Consider the following 22,141-nt stretch of genomic DNA (forward strand, 5'->3'; position numbering starts at 1 on the left):
TCCGGTCCTGGTCCGTGCGTGTGGGGTGTCCGCAGGGACATGTCTCAAGGAGCAGGTGGTATGAGCGCGGAGTCTGCGGCGGGCGCGAGCGATCGGGGGCCGGGGCTGCTGGTGTTGGCCGACGGGCGGGTGTTTCGCGGCGTCGGCTTCGGCGCGCGCACGACCGCGGTCGGCGAGCTGGTGTTCAACACGGCGATGTCGGGCTACCAGGAGATCGTGACGGACCCGTCGTACACCGGGCAGCTGGTGTGCCTGACGGTGGCCGAGGTCGGGAACGTCGGCGTCAACCCGGACGACGAGGAGTCGCGCGGGCACGGCTGCGCGGGGCTGGTGGTCCGCAGCCTGGCGGCGCGGCCGTCGAACTGGCGGGCGACGCAGGACCTGCCGGGCTACCTGGCGGCGCGCGGGGTGCCGGGGATCTGCGAGCTCGACACGCGGGCGCTGACCCGGCACCTGCGCGACGCGGGGGCGGTGATGGCGGCGCTGTCCACCGATGGGGCGGACGTCGAGGGCTTGCTGCGGCTGGCCCGCGCGGCGCCGACGATGGAGGGCCAGGACCTGACGCTGCGGGTGAGCACGCCGCAGCGCTACACCTGGGACAGCCCGAGCTGGGGCGTGACGGCGCCGCCGACCGACGTGCACGTGGTGTGCTGGGACTTCGGGGTCAAGCTGAACCTGCTCCGGCGCCTGCGCGACGAGGGGGCGCGGGTGACGGTGGTGCCGACGGGCACGACGGCGGCGGAGATCGTCGCGCTGCGGCCGGACGGGGTGCTGCTGAGCAACGGGCCGGGCGACCCGGCGGCGGCGACCGGGGTGATCGAGCAGCTGCGGCTGCTGCTCGCGCGCATCGACGTGCCGGTGTTCGGCGTGTGCCTCGGGCACCAGCTGCTCGCGCTGGCGCTCGGCGGGCGGACCTACAAGCTGAAGTTCGGGCACCACGGTGGCAACCATCCGGTGCGGCACGAGGACAGCGGGCGGGTCGCGATCACGAGCCAGAACCACGGCTTCGCGGTCGACATGACGTCGCTCGGGGTCGGGGCGGTGCTGACCCACCGCAACCTCTTCGACGACACGGCGGCGGGGCTGCGCCTGCGCGATCGGCCGATCGCCAGCGTGCAGTACCACCCGGAGGCCTCGCCCGGGCCGCACGACGCGGCCGATCTGCTGGCCGCGTTCGTGGCCCAGGTCCGGCGCCAGCGGGTGCGGGCGCGGTCGGCGTGAGCCGCGAGCCGGTGGTGGTCGGGCGCCACCCGAGCCTGGCCAGCTTGATGCCGGAGCGCGGGCTGATCCGGGTCGGGCCTGACCTTCCGGACATGTCGGATCGGACATGGTGGGAGGGACAGCTCGATCGGCTCGCCGAGGCCGTGTTCGCGGCGGCGCCGGAGCGGGCGGCGCCGTTGATGGCGCGCTGGGACGAGCAGGTCGGTCGCCTCGGCGCCGGCGACCGCGATCACGATCTGCTGCAGGCGACGCGGATCGACTGGGCGCTGTGCGAGGCGGAGCTCGGCAATCCGGGCGAGACCTGGGCGTGGCGGGCGGCGCACGGGCGGGTGCCGGGCGTCGAGGCCGACGGGGCGGTGCAGGCGCTGGCGCGCTCGCAGGTCGGGCTGTTCGAGGTGTGGCCGGGGCGGCCGGCGCTGCTGCGCGGGCGCATCCGCGGGCTGTGTCTGCGGGTCGACGATCCGCTGCTGGCGACGCTCGGCGAGCGCGGGCGGCTCGCAGCGCTGTGGGAGCTGCGGGTGGTGTTCACGCGCGAGGGGGCGCGGGTGTGTCGCCCGCCGATCGCGTACCCGCTCGAGATCCTGGGGCGGCTGACGCGGGCGCACGAGCAGCACTGGCGCGCGCCCGGGCAGGGCCTCGATCTGATGCAGCTGCGGCGCATGCGGCTGCAGTGGACGCGGGCCCGCAGGGGCGGGCTGGCGGCGTTCGGCTGATCAGCGGACGAAGATCATGCCGGGGAGGCCGTTGATGTTGCCGCCGACGCAGGTGTCGTAGCAGGAGCGCCAGCCGGTGGGGAACAGGCCGAAGTCGGGGCCGTCGACGTCGCGGAAGTGGAAGCTGCTCGTGTTGCCGGTGAAGCCGATCCAGTTGAACATGTTGGTGGTGCCGCCGCCGCAGGCGCCCTGCACGGTGGCGGGCTCGCCGATCGAGTAGTGGCTGTTGATGTGCACGTCGATGAAGTTGGCCTGCACGGTGTGGCGGTAGATGCTGCCGGCGAAGGCCTTGGTGCCGGCGTGGTTGCCGAACAGGATCTGGGTGAAGGCGACGCCCTTGCCGGCGACGTCGAGGGCGTAGGCCTGGTTGTCGTCGTTGACGCTGCCGGCGGCGGTGCGCCAGCCGAAGCCGTTGAAGTTGTCGGTGCCGGCGCAGCCGGGGTTGCTCGGGGTGTTGCGTGAGCGGCCGGCGAGGGTCCAGCCGCCGCCGTCGGTGGTCATGTCGCAGTAGACGTCGAAGGGCTGCTTGGGGCCGTCGCCGTCGGTGTCGAGGGTGTAGACGCCGCTGGCGGTCATGGGCAGGCCGCTCTTGAGCTGCTTGCAGGCGGTCGGGAGGTTGCAGGCCCCGTTGACGCAGGCCCCGGTGACGCAGTCGGTGTCGGCGGCGCAGGCCTTGCCCTTGTTGCAGTCGTTGCAGGTGCCGCCGCCGCAGTCGACGTCGCTCTCCTTGCCGCTCTTGAGGCCGTCGCTGCAGGTCGGGAGCTTGCAGGCGACGGTGCACTCGTCGCTGTTGCTCTGGTTGCCGTCGTCGCACTCCTCGACGCCGGCCTGGGCGGCCCCGTCGCCGCAGGCGGCGGCGAGGCAGGTGCTGAGGCAGGCGTCGGTGTCGACCTTGTTGCCGTCGTCGCACTGTTCGCCGGGCTGGGGCGCCCCGTCGCCGCAGGAGGCGAGGGCGCAGGCGTTGGTGCAGTCGTCGGCGTCGACCTTGTTGCCGTCGTCGCAGGCCTCGCCGGGCTGGATGAAGCCGTCGCCGCAGGCCGCGAGGGCGCACTTGGAGGTGCAGGTGTCGTCGTCGGCCTGGTTGCCGTCGTCGCAGGCCTCGGGCGGCTGGATCATGCCGTCGCCGCAGGCGGCGGGCTGACACGTGCTCGAGCAGGCGTCGGCGTCGTCGCTGTTGCCGTCGTCGCAGACCTCGGGGGGCTGGACGAAGCCGTCGCCGCACGCGGCCAGCTCGCAGGTGCTGGTGCACTCGTCGGTGTCCACGTCGTTGCCGTCGTCGCACTGCTCGTCGCCCTCGACGGTGGCGTTGCCGCAGATGGGGTCGGCCGCGGTGGTGGCGACGCCCAGGTCCTGGGCGCTGGCGGTTGTCGTGGGGGTGGCCTCGGTCGCGCTGCTCTCGGTGGCGCTGGCGGTGGGGTCGGAGACCGTCACCGGGACGGAGGCGCCGCTGATGCTCGTCGACTCGCCGCCGCCGGCGCAGGCGGCCAGCAGCAGGGCGCAGGCGAGGGTGGCGGTGGCGGTGGCCGGGGATCGGGTGTGCACGGTCGGTCGAGCCAGGTTGCAGGGAAAGCGAGGGGCCGCCCGACGGAGACCTGGGACATTGAGGGACTTGAACCCTCAGCCTATCGATTGAATTTCGATCGCCCTACCAGTTGGGCGAAATGTAAAGCCAACGCCCACGTGGCGGACCCCTCGCGGCGAGTATGCGGCCGCGGGTCGGCGCGAGGCAAGCGGCGCGCCCGATCGACCTGGCGCGAGGGACAGGTGACGACGGTTGTGAACGAGGGGTCGCCCGACGGCCGTCGGGGTGTACATTGCGGGATTTGAACCCGCGATTTCAGACTCTCGAGGTCTGCGCGTTTACCAGCTACGCCAAGTGTATGGTGACAACACGCCCACGTGGCGACCCCTCGGCCGCAGGATACCCGCGGCCGGGGAGGCCTCGCAAGCGCGTCACTTCTTGGTGGTCGGCGGGGTGGGCGTGGCGGCGCGCTCACGCATGCCTTCGCTGCTGCGCTCGAGCGGCGAGCCGCGCAGCAGCTGGCCGAACAGCTCGGCGGGGCTCTTGCCGCCGAGGAGGGCGACCAAGTTCATGTTGTTGGCGGCGGCCTTCATGACCTCGGCGTCGGCGGCGGCGTGGAGGGCCCCGACGAGCTCGGTCTGGATCGCGGCGAGGCGGACGGCGTCGGCGCTGGCGTAGGCGGCGGCGGTCTGCTGATCGATCTCGGCCATGACGCGGGCGTGGGCCTGGGTGGCAACGTTGGCGAGGTCCGAGGCGCGCGCCTCGGCCTCGGCCGTCTGCACGCGCAGCGCCGCGGCGGAGGCGGAGCGGGCGGCCTGGCTGGCGAGGGCGAACTCGGCGACGGCCTGCTCGAGGCGCTGCTTGCGGGCCTGCTTGAGGTCGTCGCGGTCGGCGGCGAGGCCGAGCTTGTGCAGCTCGACGGTGTGGCCGTCGGTGGCCTCGGCGCGCGAGGTCTCGGCCATGCGCTGGCTGGCGCTGCGCTGGAGGCTGTGCTCCTCGGCGTCGATGTGATCGCGGTTGCGGGTCGACTCGACGCGGCGGCGGGCCTGTTGATCTTGCAGCTGCAGCGAGACGGCCTCGCGCTGGACGTTGCCGAACAGCTCGGCGAGGGCGGAGTCGGCGACCTGGACCCCGAGCACGTCGACGCTGGAGAGGACCATGCCGTTGTCGCTGAAGCTGAGGGTGCTCTGCTCGCCGAACAGGGCCTGGCGGACCAGGGCGGGCAGGTCTTGCAGGATCTGGGTGGCCTGCTGGGTGCGGGCGGCCTCGCGGATGCGGGCGCGGACGGTGTCGGCGAGCAGCTTGACGGGGTCCTCGACGTTGAACCAGCGCTCCGGCTCGCCCTCGAAGCTGCCGGCGAGGCCGAGCTTGACGCGGAAGCGGACGAAGTCGGAGGACTCGACCTCGAAGTTATCGGCGACGCGGCCGCCCTGGATGCGCAGGAAGGCCGTGGTGATCGTGGTGTGGCCGTCCTTGGACTTGCCCTTGCTGAGCTTGATCGAGGTGAGCTGCTCCTCGAACTCGAGCAGCTCGGTGCGCGGGCCGGTGACGACGCGGCGGCCGTGGCGGGAGGTGATCAGCACGGCCTCGTTGTTGGGGATGATCACCGACAGGGCCCAGGGGGTGGTGACGGCGGCGGTGGTGACCTTGTGCGGCTCGGCGTGGCCGATCCACAGGTTCCAGCGGTCGTGCGGGACGTTGCGGTGGACGTGCTCCTCGCAGCGCGGGTCGACCAGGTAGGAGGTCTCGCCGCGGACCATCTTGACCATGCCGGTGCGGAGGTCGCGGACGTAGATGCCGGACTTCTGGTCGATGCCGATCGCGCTGAGGACGACGTTGTCGTGGTCGTTGCCGACGTGGGGCTCGCGCGTGAGGGGATTGAGGACCTCGGCCTCGATGAACGGGAAGAACACGCTGGGGAGGCCGCGGACCAGGAACTCGTAGCCGGCCTCGAACTGCTCGCGGGCCTCGACGGCGGTGCCGGCGGGCAGGCGGGTGAGCAGCTGGGCGCGCGAGACCGGGGAGATGAGGCGGAGGTAGAGGGCCTGGTGCTCGCCGAGCTCGTAGGCGTCGTACACGCGGCGCCGCGAGCCGCGGATCATGAAGGTGTCGTGCGGGCCGGGGAACACGCGGGCGGGGCCGCGGACGATCCGCGGCTTGCCGTCGGCGTCGAACAGGTAGCAGAAGTTCTTGGGGCCGAGGATGACGGCGCGGCGCGAGTAGGGGTCGCTGGCGGCGCGGGAGCTGCCGTCGCTGGCCTTGCCGCCCTTCTTCTGGGCGCGGTCGTTCCACGCCTCGTCGAGGGCGCTGAGCATCACGGCGCGCTCGCCGGTGCTGAGGTCCTGGCGGTGGCGCAGCTCGTTCTTGAGGACGCTGAACTGGCGCACGGACAGGCCCTCGCCGACCTGGGCGAGCAGGCGGGCGAGCTCCTCGACGGCGCCCGGCGGGAGGGTGGCGACGCCGTCGTCCTCGCGGCTGCGGCCGTCGTCCTCGAGGGCGGGGACGACCTCGATGCCGGAGGGCGGGATGAAGAATTGGGTGTGGCGGCCCTGGATGACGATGCGCTGACCGACGCGCAGGGGGGCGGCCTTGCCGGCGTTCTCGGGCTTGCTGGCGCCGCCGCTGCCGGGCTGGGCCTCGTCGTCGGCGTCGATGAAGACGCTCGAGAGCTTGGCGGAGTCGATGACGAGCTTGAAGTAATGGGCCGACTCGTCGACGGCGCCGACGACCTCGACGAGCAGGTACTGGTTGGCGCCGAGCTTGTGGGCGGGGCGGACCTCGGCGGACTGGCCGGGCCACAGCGGGAAGGCGCAGGGTCCGGGGATGATCTTCTTGGTGCCGAGGCGGAGCTCCTTCTCCTTGTTGCCGCCGGGGATGAAGCCCGCGTTGGCGCCGCTGTCGGCCTGCTCGACGAGGATCGGGTTCTCGAGCAGGACGTACTCGCCGTCGCGGGCGATGACGAAGGGGCGGGCCTCCATCGGCGCCGGCTCGTAGCCGCCGCGGCCGTTGGAGCGGACGATGCGGTCGTTGGCGCTGGGGGTGAACTCGGTGGGGCCGATGTGCGTGAGGATCTCGCCCGAGGTCTCGTTGAGCGACCACAGGAAGGAGCGACGCGGGACGGGGATCTTCTGCCGGTTCTCGATGGCCATCGGGGTCTCCTCCGGCCGTGCGGCCGTGCGGGGCCGCAGCATGGCAGAGGTGGCGGGGCGAGGGAACCGGTGGACGGTCGGGCGCGCGGGCGCGCGGGCTTCGGGCGCGTGGTGCAGGCGCGTGGTGCAGGCGCGTGGTGCAGGCGCGTGGTTCAGGCGCGTGGTTCAGGCGCCCGGAGCCGGGTCACGTGCGGCTCACGGTTCGCTGATGGTGAGCCGCTGGTTGCGTGGGATGTTCTCGAGGGTGACGGTCTCGTCGGTGGCGGGGAAGTGGACCTCGAGCTCGGCGACGGGGTCGTCGCCGGGGCCGAGGCCGAAGTGGGCGACGAGCTCGCTGTGGCCGAGGAACAGGCTCGGGCCGCCGATCTCGCGCACCTGCCAGGGTTCACCAGGGCGGATGCGGACGCGGACGCGGGCGCCGCGGCCGTCGCGGTTGGAGTCGACGCCGCGGGCGGCGACGCGGAGCCAGCCGTTCGGGATGTCGCTGTCGTTGCGGTAGAGGAGCGGGGTGCGGGCGAAGTTGACGACCACGAGGTCCTGGTCGCCGTCCTCGTCGTGGTCGAGGGTGACGAGGGCGCGGCCCTGGTGGTCGTCGGTGACGCCGGCCATGGCGGAGATCTCGAGCATGGTGCCGTCGCCCTGGTTGTCCCACAGGCGCATGGGGTCCATGAGGTAGAGGTCGGCGTTCCAGCCGTTGGTCATGACGAGGTCGAGGTCGGCGTCGTTGTCGTGATCGAGGAAGGCGGTGCCCCAGCCCCAGCCGCCGTCGCGGACGTCGGCGAAGTCGGTGGCGTCGCTGAAGTGGCGGTCGCCGTCGTTGCGGTACATGCGGTTGCCGGTCTTCTCGCCGGCGCCGGCGATCGAGGTGACGAAGATGTCGAGGTCGCCGTCGCCGTCGAAGTCGGCGATCGCGGTGCCCATGCCGTTCTCGTCGGTGCCGACGCCGGCGGCGACGGTGCCGTCGAGGAAGCTGCCGTCGCCCTGGTTCCAGAACAGGCGGCTGCAGCCGAAGTCGCTGGTGATGACGAGGTCGGGGTAGCCGTCGTCGTCGAGGTCGGCGAAGCCGGGGGAGAGGGCGAGCACGCCGGCGATCGGGTACTTGATCTTGACCTGGAGGTGCACGTCCTCGATCGCCACGCCGGCGGCTAGCGTGACGTCCTCGAAGTGGCCGGGGGACTTGGCGCCTTGGTTGTGCAGCAGGCGGGCGTGCGAGGGGTCGTCGCCGAGGGCGAGCTGGGTGCGGTACTCGCCGACGTAGAGGTCGAGGTAGCCGTCGAGGTCGTAGTCGCCGAGGGCGGGGGTGTTGCCGGTGTGCTGCAGCTTGCTCTCGATGCCGGCGCCGCGCAGCAGGGCCTCCTCGCTGAAGTGGCCGGCGCCGTCGTTGATGAAGAGGTAGTGGCGGGTGCCGCCGATGTTGGTGAGGTAGAGGTCCTGGTCGCCGTCGTTGTCGAGGTCGCCCCAGGCGGCGCCGTTGGTGTTCTGCACGGTATCGAGGCCAGCCTCGGCGGTGCGGTCGACGAAGTGGCCGAGCCCGTCGCCGCGCAGGAGCACGCCGGATCCGTAGATGCGGGTGGCGAATAGATCGAGGTGGCCGTCGCTGTCGTAGTCGCCGACCGCGACGCCGCCCGAGTACCATTCGGCGGTGCAGAAGTGGCCGGGCTTGTTGATCGCGGTGGCGTCGACGAGGCAGGTCGGGGGCTTGTGGAACTCGCCCTGGGTGTAGGTGAGGCCGGCGGCGGCGCTGACTTCGGTGAAGCGCACGCTGCCCGGGGGCGGGGCTTCGGTGTCGACGGTGTCGGTGCCGCCGCTGCCGCCCGAGGCTGAGCCGGCCGAGCCGGCCGAGCCGGTGCCGGTGCCGGGGTCGCTGGCGTGGTCGTCGGTGTCAGTGGGGGCGGGGTCGCTCGAGCTCGGTGGGGCGTCGCTGGCGTCGCTGGTGGTCGGGAGCGAGGTGCCGCCGGTGTCGGCGGCGTGCGTGTCGGCGCCGGGTTGGGCGGCGGCGTTGCACGCGAGGCACAGCGCGGCGAGCGGCCCCCAGCTCGGCGAGCTGTTTGAGGAGGCCGCTCGGACGGGCCGTGCCGGGGGGCTCACGGGCAGATGGCCCCGCAGCCGAGGGCCTCGTCGGCGCAGATGCCGTCCCAGAAGAATTCGCAGCAGAACGGGTCCTGGGCGCACACGCAGTCCTCGATCGGGCCGACGGTGCAGATGCCGGGGTCGCCCGTATCGCAGCAGCCGCCGGAGCTGCAGCCGGAGCTGTCGAAGTCGTCGCAGCTGTTGTTGCAGGCCAGAGTGCCGCCGGCGAACACGTTGGGGTCGACGCTGGCACAGTCGGCGCCCCCGAGGTCGTTGCCGTCGCAGACCTCGCCGCCCTCGATGGTGTCGTTGCCACAGACGGCGTCGATGCACTGCGAGGTGTCGAACTCGTCGCAGGCGAGGGCGCAGAGCAGGGTGCCGCCGCCGGCGAAGCCCTGGGAGACGCAGTCCTCGCCGCCGAGGTCGTCGCCGTCGCAGGTCTCGTTGTCCTGCTTGAGGCCGTCGCCGCAGCCGACGCAGGCGGAGGTGTCGAAGGTGCACTGGTCGACCGCGCACTGCAGCATGCCGTCGGTGAAGCCGAGCGACAGGCAGTCGGCGCCGTTGAGGTTGTCCTGGTCGCACTCCTCGGGCATCTCGATGATGCCGTCGCCGCAGCTCGCGGGGGCGCAGGCGGTGGTACAGCCGTCCTCGTTGTCGTCGTTGCCGTCGTCGCAGGTCTCGGGTCCGTTGACCTCGGCGTCGCCGCAGAACGGGCCGACGGCCTGGCAGTCGGGCATGCAGCCGTTGTAGGCGCCGTCGTTGATGCCGTCGTCGCAGACCTCGCCGTCGTCGACGACGCCGTCGCCGCACACGGCGGTGCCGCCGGTGCTGCCGCCGGTGGTGTCGCCGGTGGTGGTGTCGCCGGTGGTGGTGTTGCCGGTGGTGGTGTTGCCGGTGGTCGTGTCCGGGCTGGTGGTGGTGCCGGGATCGGTGCTGCTACCGGTCGCGCTGGTGCTCGGGGTGTCGGTGGTCGGGACGTCGGTGGTCGAGGCGTCGGTGGTCGGCGTGACGGTCGTCTGGTTGCCGGTGGTGTCGTCGCTGCTGTCGCCGGTGCTGCTCGTGGAGCTGCTCTCCGTTGTGCCGGTGCTGTCGTCGCCGCAGGCGGCGAGGAGGAGGGCGGCGAAGGAGGCGCCCGACATGGTGCGGGCGAGGGGGGGACAGAGCTGGAGGAAGGTCATGGGTATCGGTCGATCTCTCGGTGATGGGATAGCCCGGCGAGCGTGGTGCCGAGAGCGGCGTCACGACCCGAGGTGATAAGCGCGAGGCCCCGTTGTAATGGAGGGGGCCGCGGCTGATCAAGGCAGCCGGGATCCGGAATCGCCGGCTCGCTCGGTGAGTGTCCCGAGCGAGTCGCGAATTACATGGTCACGAAGATCGTCCCGGCGGGGTCGCCCGCGCGGGCGTGCCGGTTCAGGGGGTGCACGAGACCTGGGAGATGGTCACGTCGTCGACGCTCCAGCCGCCATGGTCGTAGGAGCCGCCGGCGCCGCGCGAGTGGCAGATCCGGACCTGCATGTTGGCGTTCTTGTGGGCGGTGACGTCGAACTTGATCTCCTTCCAGTTGGGGTCGTTGGTCACGTTGTTCGCGTAGCCCGTCTCGAGCAGGATCCACGCGTTGCCGTTGAACACCTCCAGGCGCTGGATCGAGTAGGGCGTGTAGTCGGAGTGGAGGTGGCGCCAGAAGGTCCACCACACGGTCGGCAGCCCGGCGGTGTTGACCTTCGGCGAGGTCAAGCAGCGCTGCGTATTGAGGGGGGTGTTGCCGTCGGTGAGCAGGCCGCCGACGAGCGTGCCGGCGACGCCCTTGTCCATCGTCGCCGTGTGGTCGTCGGCCGGGTCGGTGCCGGTGCCGCCGCTGCCCGCGGGGGACACGACGGCGGGCTTGATCTCCCAGTTGGTGTCGAGGGTCCAGCCGGCCGTGTTGTCGAGGAAGGGCTCGTAGAACGCGTAGCCCTTGTTGTTCGGGTCGCCGCAGAAGCCTGCGAGGCAGGTCGTGTTCGCGGTGCAGCCGTTGGCGTCGTCGCAGGCGACGCCGTCCTTCTTGTCGTCGGGCAGGGTCTCGCAGAGGCCGCTGTCCGCGTTGCAGGCGCCGATCCCACACGTGGTGTCATTCGCCTTGCAGTCCTTGAGCGCGCCGGCGCACACGCCCGCGGTGCACACGTCCATCAGGGTGCAGAGATTGGCGTCGTCGCAGGCCGTGTCGTCGGCCACCGGGGTCTTGGCGCAGGTGAAGGTGTTGAGGTCGCAGGTGCCCGTGTTGCACATGTCGTCCTGCGCCGCGCAGTCGAGGTCCGTGGTGCACTCGGGTGTCACGCAGGTGCCGCCGGCGCAGGCGACCGACACGCAGTCCTCGTTGACGGTGCAGAGCTGGCCGTCCTGACAGTCGCCGCAGATGGCGCCGCCGCAGTCGACGTCGGTCTCGTCCTGGTCCTGCACGCCGTTGGTACACAGGTCGACCATGCCGGTGCTGCCGCCGGTCGAGCCCGACGGGTCGCCGGACGATCCGGTCGAGATGTCGGTGGTGCTGGCCGTGGACACGTCGGTCGTCGACGCGTCGGTCGTGCTGACGACGTCGGTGGTGCTGCTGACGTCGGTGGTCGACCCGACGGTGGTGGTCGGGGGCTCCGTGGTGGTCGGCGGTTCCGTCGTGACGGGGTTCGTCGAGGTAGAGACCTCGGTCGTCGAGGTCGAGCTCGTCGTGCCCGCCGTCTCCGTGGTGATGGCGCCGCCGTCGTCGGCGCAGGCGGTGAGCGCGAGCCCGCCGATGGCGGAAATCAAGGTTAGATAGTGTTTCATCTGGGTGTCATCTCTCCGTGGGCCTCGTCGTAACACAGGCCCTCGGCCAAGAAACGGGGAGGCGTCGTTGCTGCACACCCAGCCACGACCTCGGCATTCGCGAACTTCGGTCCTGCCTGCGCGCGGCGTTCATGCAGCTGCAAGTGATGGCGTTGGCGCCATCGCAGGGTGCTAGGGGGTCTTCGTGGGCAGGGCCTTCTCGACGGCGGCGGTGAGCTCAGGGCCCATCGGCTCGACCGCGGATTCGAAGCGGGCGACGACCTTGCCGCTCGGGTCGACGAGGAATTTTGTGAAGTTCCACTTCACCTCACCCTTGATGCCGTCGGGGGTGTCCTCGCTGAGGGTCTTGTAGAGCGGGGCGATCTCCGGGCCCTTGGCGTGGACCTTGGCCATCATCGGGAAGTCGACGGCGTACTTGCTGGTGACGAACTCCTTGATCTGGGCGGCGTCGCCGGGCTCCTGGCCGCCGAAGTCATTGGAGGGGAAGCCGAGCACGACCAGGCCGCGATCTTTGTAGCGGCCGTAGAGCTCCTGCAGCTGGGCGTACTGCGGGGTGTAGCCGCACTCGGAGGCGACGTTGACGAGCAGCACGGCCTTGCCGCGGTAGTCGGCGAGGCTGGCCTTGGTGCCCTCGAGGGTCTCGACGCTGTGGTCGAGGATCGGCCCGGCGGCGGCCAGCGGGGCGGGCTTGGCGGCGGCGTCGGTCTTGGTGGGCTCGGTCTTTGTGGGCGCTGTCTTGGTGGGCTCGGTCTTGGCGGCCGGGGCTGCGCCGCAGGCGACGAGGGACAGGGCGACGAGGACGGCGGTGGATCGGAGCATGCGACAGCATTAGGAGATCAGGCCGCGGCTGTCGAGCGGGCGCTGGTAGATTGACCCAATGCTCGCCCTGGCCCTCGCCTTCGCCGTCTCGGCCCACGGATCCCAGACCCGCAAGGGTACGCAGATCCCGTATGTCAGCCACCTGCTGCAGGTCAGCGGCCTCGTGCTCGAGCACGGCGGCGATCTCGAGCAGGCGGCGGCGGCCCTGCTGCATGACGTCGTGGAAGATACGCCGGCGACGCTCGAGCAGGTGGCGGCGAGCTTCGGCGCGGGGGTGGCGGCGATCGTCGGCGACTGCACCGATACGGGGCCGGACGAGGCGCCGGGGAGCAAGCGGCCGTGGCTCGAGCGCAAGCACGACTATGTGGCCCACCTGCGCGAGGTGTCGGCCCGCAGCGCGTTGATCGTCGGCTGCGACAAGCTGCACAATCTACGCACGCTGGTGGCCGACCTCGAGGCGCTCGGGGCCGGGGTGCTGGGGCGCTTCAACGCTCCGCCGGCGCAGCAGCGGTGGTTGCACGGGGAGCTGCTGGCGGCGCTGCGGGACAAGCTGCCGCCGCGGCTGCACGCGGAGCTGTCGCAGCTGTGTGAGCGTTACGCGGGGCTCACTGCGTGAGCGGCACGCCGAGCTGACGCAGCTGTGTGAGCGCCGTGGGGCTCACGGCGTGAGGGCCCGAGCGGTCAGCCGAGCTCGCGATGAAAGGCGTCGCGGGCGGCGGGTCCGAGCTTGTCGGCGATCGCGGCGAGCTGGGCTCGCTCCTCGGGCGAGACGTTGCCGACGTTCATAAAGCCGCCGGAGGCGTTGGCGACCTGCAGGCACAGCTCGACGATGTTCTCCGCGCGGGCGTCCCCGACCACGAGGCGGAGCACGTCGAGGCTCTCGCTCAGGAACTGCTCCGAGGGGCGGACCTCGAGCAGGGTCTCGATCAGGAGGTAGGGCTCGCTGCCGTGCTCGAGGCCGCGGCCCTTGAGGATGTCGAGGATCGCGGCGCGCTCCTGGCGGGACACCGAGCCGTCGGCCCAGGCGATGTGGATGAGGGGCATGAGGTCGAAGACGCGGAGGCGGGCGCCCGAGAAGCCGAGGGCCTGGATCCGCTGGGCGATCGACAGCGTGTCCTTCTTGCTGTTGCCGAGGTCGGTGGCGGCCTCGCTCAGCTGGGCGCGGAGCTTCTCGCGGAGCTCCTGGTCTTGCTTGCGGAAGTAGGCGTCTTCTTGGTCGGTAGGATGGATCGACATGGCGCGGGCCGCACCGTATCATTGGCCCGCGCCATGTCAATGTGCCTGGCGAGTGGCTACTGCGGGAGGGTCTCGAGGTCGAGGCCGCCGGGGTACCAGTAGCTGGTGTACTGGCCGTAGCCGTAGACGCTGATGCCGACCGGGAGGTCGGACTTCACGTCGTGGTTGCCGTCGATGTTGTTGCCGAGCTTGACGCGGGCGACGCCGAAGTTGGTCGCGCCGATCGGCGTAAAGCCGCCGACGGCGACGGCGTCGAGGGTGACCTTGGCGGCCATCGGGGCGACGATGTTGACGTAGTTGGTCTCGTAGTTGATCGGCGCGTGGAACAGGTAGGTCTTGCGAAACTGCTCGGTGGCGACGGCGAGGGCCATCGCGGGGTCGCCCGAGTTACCGCCGGCGTCCTGACCGAGCATGGTCTGGGCGATGATGATCTTCTTGTCGGAGGTGACCTCGAAGTCGGCCTTGGTCTGGAGGATCTCGATGTACTGGCCGCCCTTGGCGATGTTCGCGGGGGCGCCCTGGGGCGGGTCGTAGGTGAGGTTGGTGTCGTCCTCGGTGGCGACGATGCGGACCATCTGGGCCTTGGGCACGTTGCCGCCGGTGGGGATCAGCGGCGGGGTGACGATGTACTTCTTGGCCAGGGTCTCGTAGGGGAACATCGACTCCTCGAGGTGGTCGCAGTAGCCGACGTCGAAGGGGACGAACGAGCAGATGTGGCCGCCGATGACCTGGATCGGCTTGTCGGCCTTGACGCGGGTGCCGGTGACGTCGGCGATGCTGGGGTTGCCGTTGACCTCGGACGAGAAGACCTCGAGCACGTCGCCGCGGTTGAGCATGATCTGGCCGGTGCCGTCGGCCTGGACGCCGCCGCCGGCCTTGACCAGCTTGCCGGTCTCGGAGGGGCTGAGGGTGACGGTGGTGCCGTTCTCGCTGGCGGTGACGGCGTAGAAGCCGGAGATGCGGGTGCCGAAGTTGACGGCGTCCCAGGTGTTGCGGGCGACCACGAAGTAGTCGCCGCTCCACACGTTGACGGGGAGCAGCAGCGAGGCGTCGTTGGTGAACGAGTTGCCGCCGTTGAGCTGGTACTCGAGCGGGTTGTACTGGTAGACGGTGACCGGCTGGTCGGAGCGCAGGCGGTAGGCGCCGCCCTTGACGTTGATCGAGGCCGGGGGGTTCTGCACGCTCTTGAGGGTGAGGTCCCACGGGAGGGTGATGGCCTTGACGCTCTGCGGGCCGACCATGTCGTTCTTGATGACCTGGCCGTTCTTCTCGATCACGATCTTCGCGTTGCTGTCAGTGGTGTTGGCGACGGTGACGGCGAAGTTGAAGTTGTTGGCGACGATGTTGGCGGTGACGGTGGGGTAGTAGTCGCAGCCGATGTAGCTGGTGCCGAGCGACTTGGGCGCGCAGTTGCCGAGGCACTGGCCGCTGTTGGCGTCACAGGTGACGCCCTGGACGCCGTCGCAGAAGTACTCGTCCTCGGCGGTGCCCTCGGCGTTGCAGACCTTCGAGATCTCGCCCTCACACTTGGCCTCGTTGGGGACGCAGAACAGGCAGCCGAGGTCCGGGGCGCAGCCGTTGTCGCAGGGGGTCTCGTCGGTGAAGCCGCCCATGCCGTCGCAGGTCTTGGCGGTGTCACCTTCACAGATGATCGTGCCGGCGTCGCAGGGGGGGCCGCCGGTCGAACCGCTCGAGCCGGCGCTGGTGCTGTCGCCGATCGAGGTGCTGTCGCCGCTGGTGGTCTGGGTAACCACGCCCATGGTGGTGCCGGTCGACGCGTCGGTGGTCGGGCCCGCGGTGGTGAGGCCGGTGGTGCCTTCGGTGCCGCCCATCGTGCCCCCGGTCGGGACGTCGGTGGTCGGGGTCTCGCTGGTGGGCGCCACGGTGGTCGGGTTGTCGGTGGCGCTGGCGGCGGTGCCAGTGCTGCTCGACTCGCCGGTGGTGGTGGTCGCGGTGCCGTCGTCGCTGCAGGCGGAGGCGACGAGGCCGAGACAGAAGAGGGCGTGCGGGGAGGAGGGTAGGCGAATGCTCATGCATCGGAGCCTCTCAGCTCTGCGTGCGGGCCGCAATCGCCGATGTCCTGCCGGGGGGCCCCAGGACCCAGGCCCCAGGATCCAGGCCCCAGGACCCAGGCCACAGGACCCAGGCCCCGGAGACAGGTGCTTCACCCGGGGATGAGCTTGAGGTCGAGGCCGCCCGGGTACCAGTAGCTGGTGTACTGGCCGTAGCCATAGACGGTGACGCCGAAGGGCTTGTCGCCGGCGAGGGAGTGGTTGCCGTCCATGTTGTTGCTGAGGGTGACGCGCATGACGCTGTAGCCGGTGGTGCCGATCGGCTTGAAGCCGTTGACCGGCTGGCCGTCGAGGGTGATCTTGGCGTCGCTCGGGGCGACCAGGTTGGCGTAGTTGTTCTCGTAGCTGAGCGGGGCGTGGACCAGGTAGCTGTCGCGAAACTGCTCAGTGGCGACGGCGAGGGTCATGGCGGGGTCGCCGGAGCTGTCGTTGCCCTGGCCCTGCATGTACTGGGCGACCAGGATCTTCTTGTCGCCGGTGATCTGGAAGTCGGTGAAGTTGGCCGACATCTCGAACCAGTCGCCGGCCTTGGCGAGCATCGTCGGGGCGCCGTTCTGCGGCGGCTCGTAGCTGATCGTGGTGGCGTCCTCGGTGGCGATGACGCGGACCATCTCGGCCTTGGGGACGTTGCCGCCGGTGGGGATCAGCGGGGGGGTGACGATGTAGCTCTTGGCGAGGGTCTCGATCGGCAGCATGGCCTCCTCGAGGCGGTCACAGGCCTGGGTGCCGAGGGGGACCTGGGTGCACTTGTGCCCGCCGAACACGGCGACCGGCTTGTCGGAGCTGACGAGGGTGCCGGTGAGGTCAGCGTCGGGGATCTGGCCGGTGGTCTTGGTGAAGACCTCGAGCACGTCGCCCTCGTTGAGCTTGATCTGGCCGGTGCCGTTGGACTTGACGCCGGCGCCCGCGTACACGGAGGCACCCGTGGCGCCGGGCGTGAGGGTGACGGTGGTGTCGTCCTCGCGGGCGACGACGGCGTAGAAGCCGGGCAGGTAGAAGTTGCCGGTGGTCCAGTGGTTGCGCGAGGCGACCATGTAGCTGCCGGTCCAGATGTGCGTCGGCAGCAGCAGGCTGGCGTCGTTGGTGTAGGAGAAGGAGCCGCCGACCTCGTACTCGATCGGCTCGTACTGGTAGACGGTGACGGGCTGGGTCGAGCGCAGGCGGTAGGCGCCGTCGACGACCAGCACGGTCGGGCCGGCCTCCTCGATGGTGGGTTTGACGAGGGCGTCGACGTAGGGGAGGTTGATGACCTTGGCGGTGCCCGGGCCGACGCTGGTCATCTGGATCACGCCGTCGCCCTTGGTGATGGTGATGTCGGCGGCGGCGTCGGTCGTGTTGGCGACGACGACGGCGTAGTTGAAGACCCAGGGCTGGGTCTCGTGCAGGTTGCTGAGGGTCGCGGGGAAGTAGTCGCAGCCGATGTAGCTGGTGCCGAGGGCGAGCTTCGAGCAGGTGCCGAGGCACTCGCCGGTGCCGGGGTCGCAGGTGACGCCCTGGACCGGATCGCAGGTCTCGGCGTCGACCCACTCGTACTTGTCGTTGCACTTCTGCGAGAGCATGTCGACGCACTGGTAGGTGTCGGGGACGCAGGGGGTGCAGCCGACGTCGTCGATGCAGGCGTCGGGACAGGCCTCCTCGCTCTTGTAGCCGCCGGTACCGTCGCAGACCTTGGCCGAGCCGGCTTCGCAGACGATCGTGTCCTCGGCGCAAGGGGTCGAGCCGGTGCTGGCGGCGACACCACTGCTGCTGGCGTCGCCGCTGGTGCTGATCACCGCCATCGTGGTCTCACCCGAGGTGGGACCGCCGGTGGTGAGATCGGGGGTGCCGGTGGTCGTCGGGGTGCCGGTGGTGGGCGTGACGGTGGTCGGGCCGGGGCCGGTCTCGGTCTGGCTGGCGAAGGAGGTGGCGTCGCCGTTGTCGCCGCAGGCGGCGAGGAGCAGCGCGAGCGCGAGAGGGCCGGGGGTTCCGTGCGTCCAATTCATGTCGGCGACACTCGCACGCTTCACGGGCTCGTCGCAAACACGGCCTCGACCTGGAGCGGGACCTGAAGCGGGGCTGAAGCGGGGCTGAAGCGGGGGCTCCAGCTTTGCTCCCGTTGGCTCGCTCAGGGCTTGAAGACGTGGGTGTAGCGGGCCACCTGCTCGGAGGCGGGGAAGCGCAGGCGAGAGACCAGCGGGGCGAGGCAGCGGAGCAGGGCCGCGTCGCCCTGGTGCTCGCCGAGGTCCATGGCGACGCCGTTGTGGCGCGGGCCGCCGACCTGCAAGGAGAGCTCCAGGCGGGCGAGCGGGGGAGCATGGCTGCGCATACACCGATGCACGCCGGGGGTGACGGTGTCGATGAGGCGGTGGAAGGTGGCCTCGGGCGGGGCGCCAGGGGTTCGCGGTGAGGCGAGCTCGGGCTCGGCGGCAGGCGGGCGCTTGCGGGGCCTCGGGGGCTGCGCTGCGTGGTCGTCGTTCGTGGGGGCGCGGCCGCTGAGCTGTGGACCGGACGCCTCGATCGCGAGTACGGGCGGGACCCCGGGGCCGGGCGCCTCGATCGCTGGTAGTGGGTGGGGTGCCGCGGCGGGGATCGGGATCGTGGGGCCGGGGTCCACGGTGGTGGGGATCGGGTCAGCGAGGGCCGTGGCGGCGCCTGTGGGGGCGCTAGCGAGGGCTGCCGCGCTGGCGTCGAACCAGGTGTCGCGGGGGCCGCCTGGGATCGTCGCGGCGAGCAGGATGCCGGCGAGGGCGAGGACCAGGCCGAGCAGGCCGCTGCGTAGGTTGGGACCGCGGCCGAAGGCGGGCACCAGGATCATCGTGGTCGAGGTGGAGGCGCCAGCTCCGAGGCCAGCTCCTGGGCCAGCGCCTGGGCCAGCGCCGAGGTGGTGGGCCGCGCGGGCGGGCAGCATGCCGAGGCGCCACAGGCCCGAGGGTTCGGCTTCGGCCTCGTGGATGGCGATCGTCTCGGCCTCGGCGTCGGCGGCGGCGCCACGGATCGCCTGCGCCATCGCGTGGGCGCTGGGGTAGCGATCGGCGCGGTCCTTGGCCAGGGCGCGCAGGACCACGGCCTCGAGGGTGGCGGGGATCTCCGAGCCGGCGGCGCGGCGCAGGGGCGCCGGCGGGGTCTCGATGTGCATCCGCATGATCGCGGCCGGGTTGTCGCCGGTGAACGGCAAGCGGCCGGTCAGCAGCATGTACATCATCACGCCGAGCGCGTAGATGTCGACGCGGTGGTCGCAGGTGAAGCCCTGGATCTGCTCCGGGGCGAGGTACTCGGGGGCGCCGAGGCGGCCGGGCGGCGTCGGCCGACCGGTGCTGGGCATCAGCCGCGCGAGGCCGAGGTCGAGCACCTTGACGAAGGTGAAGGGCGGGCCCTCGTCGAGGTCGCGCTCGAGGGCACGATCCGGGCGCCGGTCGGGGTCGTGGCCGTCGCGGCGGACCAGGAAGCAGTTGCCAGGCTTGATGTCGCGATGGATGACGCCGCGGTCGTGCGCGGCCTGCAGCGCGGCGCAGACCTGGACGGCGATGGTGACGACGCGGCGCCACGGGAGCGGGCCGGGGCGGGCCTCGAGCAGGGCGTCGAGGCTCTCACCCTCGAGGAACTCCATCACCGAGTAGAGCAGGCCGTCGTCGCTCTGGCCGAGGTCGGTGACGGCGACGCTGTGCTCGTGGCGGAGCCGGGCGCCGAGCAGGGCCTCCTGGTGGAAGCGGCGGCGGAAGTCCTCGTCGCCGCAGTAGTCAGGGTGGAGCACCTTGACGGCGACGGCTGTCCCGAGGGTCATGTCGCGCGCCTCGTAGACGGTGCCCATGCTGCCGCCGCCGATCCGCCGGCGCAGGCTGTAGCGGGCCCCGAGCACGCGGCCCGAGAGATCCGGCGCGCGCACGACCGGGAGCGGCAGCTCGGCGTCAGCCGAGGCCCGGGGTTGCTTGCTCGAGGTGAACCGGATCTCCACCAATCTCTCTGAGATTTCATGGATCGCGCAGGATGTCCACCGCTCTGATCCTGGGCTTCGATCAGGTGCTGTCATTTGTGAATTCTGGCTAACACTTGTTTCACGAGACGATGCTCGGTGAGGGCGGCGACAGGGATGTCGTGACGATGTTCACGGTGGCCTGTGCGGGCACTGGCGGTTTGCCGGAGTTGCCTCGCAAGGGTGCGTGGGTGTGGCTGGCCGTTCAGTCCTCGCCTGGCGTGCTTCGCTTCGCTCGCCCACCCGGCTGCGGATTCACGGCCAGCCACACCCACGCACCCACGCACGGTAACGCCGTGAACGGCGCTGGCGGCGGCTCTGGCTTGATCGCATCGCGTGGTTCGAAGCCAGGGCCGAGTCGGGCAGCTTGCGGCCGTGATCGGCCGCAAGATGCCCGACACCCTGAACCCGTTACCCGCCGCAGATCCGATTGCGTGCATCCGGGAATACGTGCACGTGACGCGATTGAGTTGCGTGGCGCATGGGAGTGCACGTGCGGCCAGCTCGTGGATCGGACAGCGAGCTCGCTGTCCGATCCACGAGACATTCAAACGTGCGAAGCGTTGCCCGCGGAGGATCTGCGGCGGGTACCGGTTCCAGGGGTCGGGTCCGCGGCGGCCGTGGCCGTCTAGCCGGGAGGCATGGTCATGGGCTTGTTGCCGGTGGGCTCGCAGCCCCACTTGAAGTTGTCGAGGAAGATGTAGCTGTCGAGGATCGGGTCGGCGAGGTCGAAGATCGCGAACACGACGGTGATCTGCTCGCCCGGGGTGACGCCGGCCGTGGTCTGCAGCCAGTTGGTGCCGGCGTGCTGACGCATGCAGGTGCCGCCGAACACCGCGAGGTTGCCGCCGTCGTCCTTGAAGTCGAGGAAGCCGGCGTTGAGCGAGATCGGGTGGCCCTGCTGATCGAAGGAGATGTTGCCGGTCCACTGCTCCGACTCGAGCCAGCCGATATACATGTCGTTGTATTGCGACTGGTAGTAGTCGGGGTATTCGACGGAGAAGAAGGCGAAGTCGTAGCTGAAGGAGGTGACGTCGGGCGGGACCTGCAGGGTGAAGCGCAGCTCGGCGTAGTCGAAGGCGGCGCCGCCGGCCTGGAACTGGGCCTGGAGGGTGTTGGAGCAGTCGCCGGTGCCGATCAGGCCGGGGTTTTGCGTGCAGTCGCCGCCGACCTGGTTGATCTTGATCGGGGGCATCGGGTTGCCGACGTCGTTGTTGCCGGGGAGCTCGTCGTTGCAGTGGGTCGGGCCGAGGTTGCTGTCGCCGTTGGGGGTGACGAGGTTCAGGTCGGCGACCAGGCCGCTGCCGAGGACGGCGAACTGCGAGCCCTCGCGGGCGTTGTAGATGCCGGCCTGGCCGAAGTTGCTGCGCACGCCCATGGCGCCGACGTTGCCGAAGGTGGTGGCGTTGACCTGCAGCTCGCCGGGGCAGTTGAGGCCGATGGCGTTGAACAGGTTCTGGGTGCCGTTGTCGCAGGGCACGTGCTCGGGGATCGTGCACATGCACTCGGGGTTCATGGGGTCGGCCTTGCAGTCGATGTCGCCGGTGTCGACGGGGCCGCTGGTCGCGGGGGGCTCGCCGAGGTCGAACTTGGGGCCGTTGCTGTCGTCGCCGGTGTCGGCGGGCGGGTTGTCCGTGGCGGAGCCGCCGGTGCCGTTGCTGGTCGCCTCGGTGGCGGCGCTGGTGCCGGCCTCGGTGGCCGGGGCGGTGGCGGTGATGCTGCCGATGCCGGGGCCGCCGCCCACGTCCTCGCCGTCGTCGGAGCCGCTGTCCTTGCCGCAGCCCGTGAGGGCGAGCGCCACCATGAGTCCGCGAATAACGGTGTTCGAGACGGAGGACATCATGGCCTCACGGTACCGAAGTTCGCGGCGATGAGAAGGCTGGAAATGGGGTCGGCGACCCGAGTCGGGGTCGGGGTCCGGGGCTGGAGGGGGCGCAGAACGCTGAACCACGGGAGCTGGCGGGCGATCTGTGTGGTGTTGCAACGACGGGGCGGCCGGCGGTGGTGAAAGTCACGGCGCTGTCAGTCGAGCAGGCGGATGCCGAACAGGCGGTGCTGCTGCTGGCGGAAGCGGGCCTCGTGGTAGAGGCCGAGGTAGTTGATCTCGGTCTCCCACGGGGGGCCGGCGCGCTGGAGGTGCTCGAGGCCGGCGATCACGTCCTCGAACTTGTGGATGAAGCGCCAGGCGGGGCGGTCGACGCTGGCCTCGAGGGCGTCGAGGGCGGCGGTCAGCTTGCGGATCGCGGGCGGCTGGACGAAGCCGCGGCGCATGAGGTCCTGCACCGAGTTGGCGACGCGCTCGGGGGTGTAGCCGGCGGCGGCCATGGCGGTGAGGACGCGGACCAGGCCGGCGCCGGAGAGGAGGCCGGCGTCGAACAGGAGGACGGCGACCTGGAAGTAGTTGTAGTTGGCGACGACGCGGGCGCCGTAGGGGGCGAAGCGCTCGAGCGGGGAGCGGCGGTCGAGGTGGATGAAGATCCGGCGGACGACGTCGCCGGCGCCGGCGAGGCGGCCGTGCATACGTCATGATCTCGTCGACGTCGTGGCGGTAGACCTTGCAGGCGGTGAGGATCGCGGCCATGCGCTCGGCGGAG

General features: G+C 70.7%; 16 protein-coding genes and 2 tRNA genes. 4 read left to right on the forward strand and 14 right to left on the reverse strand.

The window, feature by feature from the left end:
* Positions 1-60: 60 nt before the first annotated feature.
* Positions 61-1,221 carry a glutamine-hydrolyzing carbamoyl-phosphate synthase small subunit gene (gene carA / locus IPJ59_RS21955; protein WP_293251402.1) on the forward strand — a complete coding sequence of 387 codons (1,161 nt, stop codon included), beginning with the start codon at positions 61-63 and terminating at the stop codon, positions 1,219-1,221.
* Complete coding sequence (locus IPJ59_RS21960) at positions 1,218-1,934, forward strand: hypothetical protein (protein WP_293273167.1); 717 nt, start codon at positions 1,218-1,220, stop codon at positions 1,932-1,934. The genes carA and IPJ59_RS21960 overlap by 4 nt, the downstream gene beginning before the upstream one ends.
* Here the strand turns inward: IPJ59_RS21960 and IPJ59_RS21965 are convergent, their stop codons facing one another.
* The 7 genes from IPJ59_RS21965 to IPJ59_RS21995 all read right to left on the reverse strand — a co-directional run bounded on the left by IPJ59_RS21965 (position 1,935) and on the right by IPJ59_RS21995 (position 11,135).
* The gene (locus IPJ59_RS21965; protein WP_293273168.1) at positions 1,935-3,476 is read right to left on the reverse strand and encodes a DUF4215 domain-containing protein; all 1,542 of its coding nucleotides are present in this window, start codon (positions 3,474-3,476) and stop codon (positions 1,935-1,937) included.
* 52 nt (positions 3,477-3,528) lie between these two features.
* Positions 3,529-3,599 (reverse strand) — tRNA-Glu (locus IPJ59_RS21970).
* Between the two features lie 143 nt (positions 3,600-3,742).
* A tRNA-Ser gene (locus IPJ59_RS21975) sits at positions 3,743-3,815 on the reverse strand.
* Between the two features lie 72 nt (positions 3,816-3,887).
* Positions 3,888-6,605 (reverse strand): hypothetical protein, encoded by a 2,718-nt coding sequence (locus tag IPJ59_RS21980; protein WP_293251408.1) that lies wholly within the window; start codon positions 6,603-6,605, stop codon positions 3,888-3,890.
* Positions 6,606-6,800: 195 nt separating this feature from the next.
* The gene (locus tag IPJ59_RS21985; RefSeq protein WP_293273169.1) at positions 6,801-8,693 is read right to left on the reverse strand and encodes a CRTAC1 family protein; all 1,893 of its coding nucleotides are present in this window, start codon (positions 8,691-8,693) and stop codon (positions 6,801-6,803) included.
* Positions 8,690-9,853 carry a hypothetical protein gene (locus tag IPJ59_RS21990; protein ID WP_293273170.1) on the reverse strand — a complete coding sequence of 388 codons (1,164 nt, stop codon included), beginning with the start codon at positions 9,851-9,853 and terminating at the stop codon, positions 8,690-8,692. The genes IPJ59_RS21985 and IPJ59_RS21990 overlap by 4 nt, the downstream gene beginning before the upstream one ends.
* Positions 9,854-10,085: 232 nt before the next feature.
* Positions 10,086-11,135, reverse strand: a complete 1,050-nt coding sequence (locus IPJ59_RS21995) for a hypothetical protein (protein WP_293273171.1) — start codon at positions 11,133-11,135, stop codon at positions 10,086-10,088.
* Here IPJ59_RS21995 and IPJ59_RS22000 point away from each other — a divergent pair.
* On the forward strand, positions 11,134-11,463 hold the full coding sequence (locus IPJ59_RS22000) for a hypothetical protein (RefSeq protein WP_293251416.1): 330 nt from the start codon (positions 11,134-11,136) through the stop codon (positions 11,461-11,463). The genes IPJ59_RS21995 and IPJ59_RS22000 overlap by 2 nt on opposite strands.
* 179 nt (positions 11,464-11,642) lie before the next feature.
* On the opposite strand, the gene IPJ59_RS22005 is transcribed toward IPJ59_RS22000, so the two are convergent.
* On the reverse strand, positions 11,643-12,290 hold the full coding sequence (locus IPJ59_RS22005; protein WP_293273172.1) for a glutathione peroxidase: 648 nt from the start codon (positions 12,288-12,290) through the stop codon (positions 11,643-11,645).
* Between the two features lie 58 nt (positions 12,291-12,348).
* Between IPJ59_RS22005 and IPJ59_RS22010 the strand changes: the two genes are divergently transcribed.
* Positions 12,349-12,906, forward strand: a complete 558-nt coding sequence (locus IPJ59_RS22010; RefSeq protein WP_293251420.1) for an HD domain-containing protein — start codon at positions 12,349-12,351, stop codon at positions 12,904-12,906.
* Positions 12,907-12,971: 65 nt separating this feature from the next.
* Here IPJ59_RS22010 and IPJ59_RS22015 read toward each other — a convergent pair whose 3' ends face one another.
* From IPJ59_RS22015 to IPJ59_RS22040, 6 genes are all read right to left on the reverse strand, one after another.
* Complete coding sequence (locus tag IPJ59_RS22015) at positions 12,972-13,526, reverse strand: tellurite resistance TerB family protein (RefSeq protein ID WP_293273173.1); 555 nt, start codon at positions 13,524-13,526, stop codon at positions 12,972-12,974.
* Between the two features lie 56 nt (positions 13,527-13,582).
* Positions 13,583-15,559, reverse strand: a complete 1,977-nt coding sequence (locus IPJ59_RS22020) for an IgGFc-binding protein (RefSeq protein WP_293273174.1) — start codon at positions 15,557-15,559, stop codon at positions 13,583-13,585.
* Positions 15,560-15,690: 131 nt separating this feature from the next.
* Positions 15,691-17,580: an IgGFc-binding protein gene (locus IPJ59_RS22025; RefSeq protein WP_293273175.1), complete on the reverse strand. Its 1,890-nt coding sequence runs from the start codon at positions 17,578-17,580 to the stop codon at positions 15,691-15,693.
* 122 nt (positions 17,581-17,702) lie between these two features.
* Complete coding sequence (locus tag IPJ59_RS22030; protein WP_293273176.1) at positions 17,703-19,529, reverse strand: serine/threonine-protein kinase; 1,827 nt, start codon at positions 19,527-19,529, stop codon at positions 17,703-17,705.
* Positions 19,530-20,175: 646 nt separating this feature from the next.
* On the reverse strand, positions 20,176-21,390 hold the full coding sequence (locus IPJ59_RS22035) for a fimbrillin family protein (RefSeq protein ID WP_293273177.1): 1,215 nt from the start codon (positions 21,388-21,390) through the stop codon (positions 20,176-20,178).
* Between the two features lie 179 nt (positions 21,391-21,569).
* Positions 21,570-22,067: a hypothetical protein gene (locus IPJ59_RS22040; RefSeq protein WP_293273178.1), complete on the reverse strand. Its 498-nt coding sequence runs from the start codon at positions 22,065-22,067 to the stop codon at positions 21,570-21,572.
* Positions 22,068-22,141: the final 74 nt, after the last annotated feature.

Origin of the sequence: Nannocystis sp., assembly GCF_016714285.1 — a bacterium.
In the GTDB taxonomy this organism is placed as follows: domain Bacteria; phylum Myxococcota_A; class Polyangia; order Nannocystales; family Nannocystaceae; genus Nannocystis.

Excerpts from the sequence above, each read along its gene's own strand:
- IPJ59_RS22005 (WP_293273172.1), bottom strand. The coding sequence starts at position 12,290 with ATGCTCCGATCCACCGCCGTCCTCGTCGCCCTGTCCCTCGTCGCCTGC.
- IPJ59_RS22025 (WP_293273175.1), bottom strand. The coding sequence starts at position 17,580 with ATGAATTGGACGCACGGAACCCCCGGCCCTCTCGCGCTCGCGCTGCTC.
- IPJ59_RS22015 (WP_293273173.1), bottom strand. The coding sequence starts at position 13,526 with ATGTCGATCCATCCTACCGACCAAGAAGACGCCTACTTCCGCAAGCAA.
- IPJ59_RS22035 (WP_293273177.1), bottom strand. The coding sequence starts at position 21,390 with ATGATGTCCTCCGTCTCGAACACCGTTATTCGCGGACTCATGGTGGCG.
- IPJ59_RS22000 (WP_293251416.1), top strand. The coding sequence starts at position 11,134 with ATGCCGGTGCTGCCGCCGGTCGAGCCCGACGGGTCGCCGGACGATCCG.
- carA (WP_293251402.1), top strand. The coding sequence starts at position 61 with ATGAGCGCGGAGTCTGCGGCGGGCGCGAGCGATCGGGGGCCGGGGCTG.
- IPJ59_RS21980 (WP_293251408.1), bottom strand. The coding sequence starts at position 6,605 with ATGGCCATCGAGAACCGGCAGAAGATCCCCGTCCCGCGTCGCTCCTTC.
- IPJ59_RS21990 (WP_293273170.1), bottom strand. The coding sequence starts at position 9,853 with ATGACCTTCCTCCAGCTCTGTCCCCCCCTCGCCCGCACCATGTCGGGC.
- IPJ59_RS21995 (WP_293273171.1), bottom strand. The coding sequence starts at position 11,135 with ATGGTCGACCTGTGTACCAACGGCGTGCAGGACCAGGACGAGACCGAC.
- IPJ59_RS22020 (WP_293273174.1), bottom strand. The coding sequence starts at position 15,559 with ATGAGCATTCGCCTACCCTCCTCCCCGCACGCCCTCTTCTGTCTCGGC.
- IPJ59_RS22010 (WP_293251420.1), top strand. The coding sequence starts at position 12,349 with ATGCTCGCCCTGGCCCTCGCCTTCGCCGTCTCGGCCCACGGATCCCAG.
- IPJ59_RS22040 (WP_293273178.1), bottom strand. The coding sequence starts at position 22,067 with ATGCACGGCCGCCTCGCCGGCGCCGGCGACGTCGTCCGCCGGATCTTC.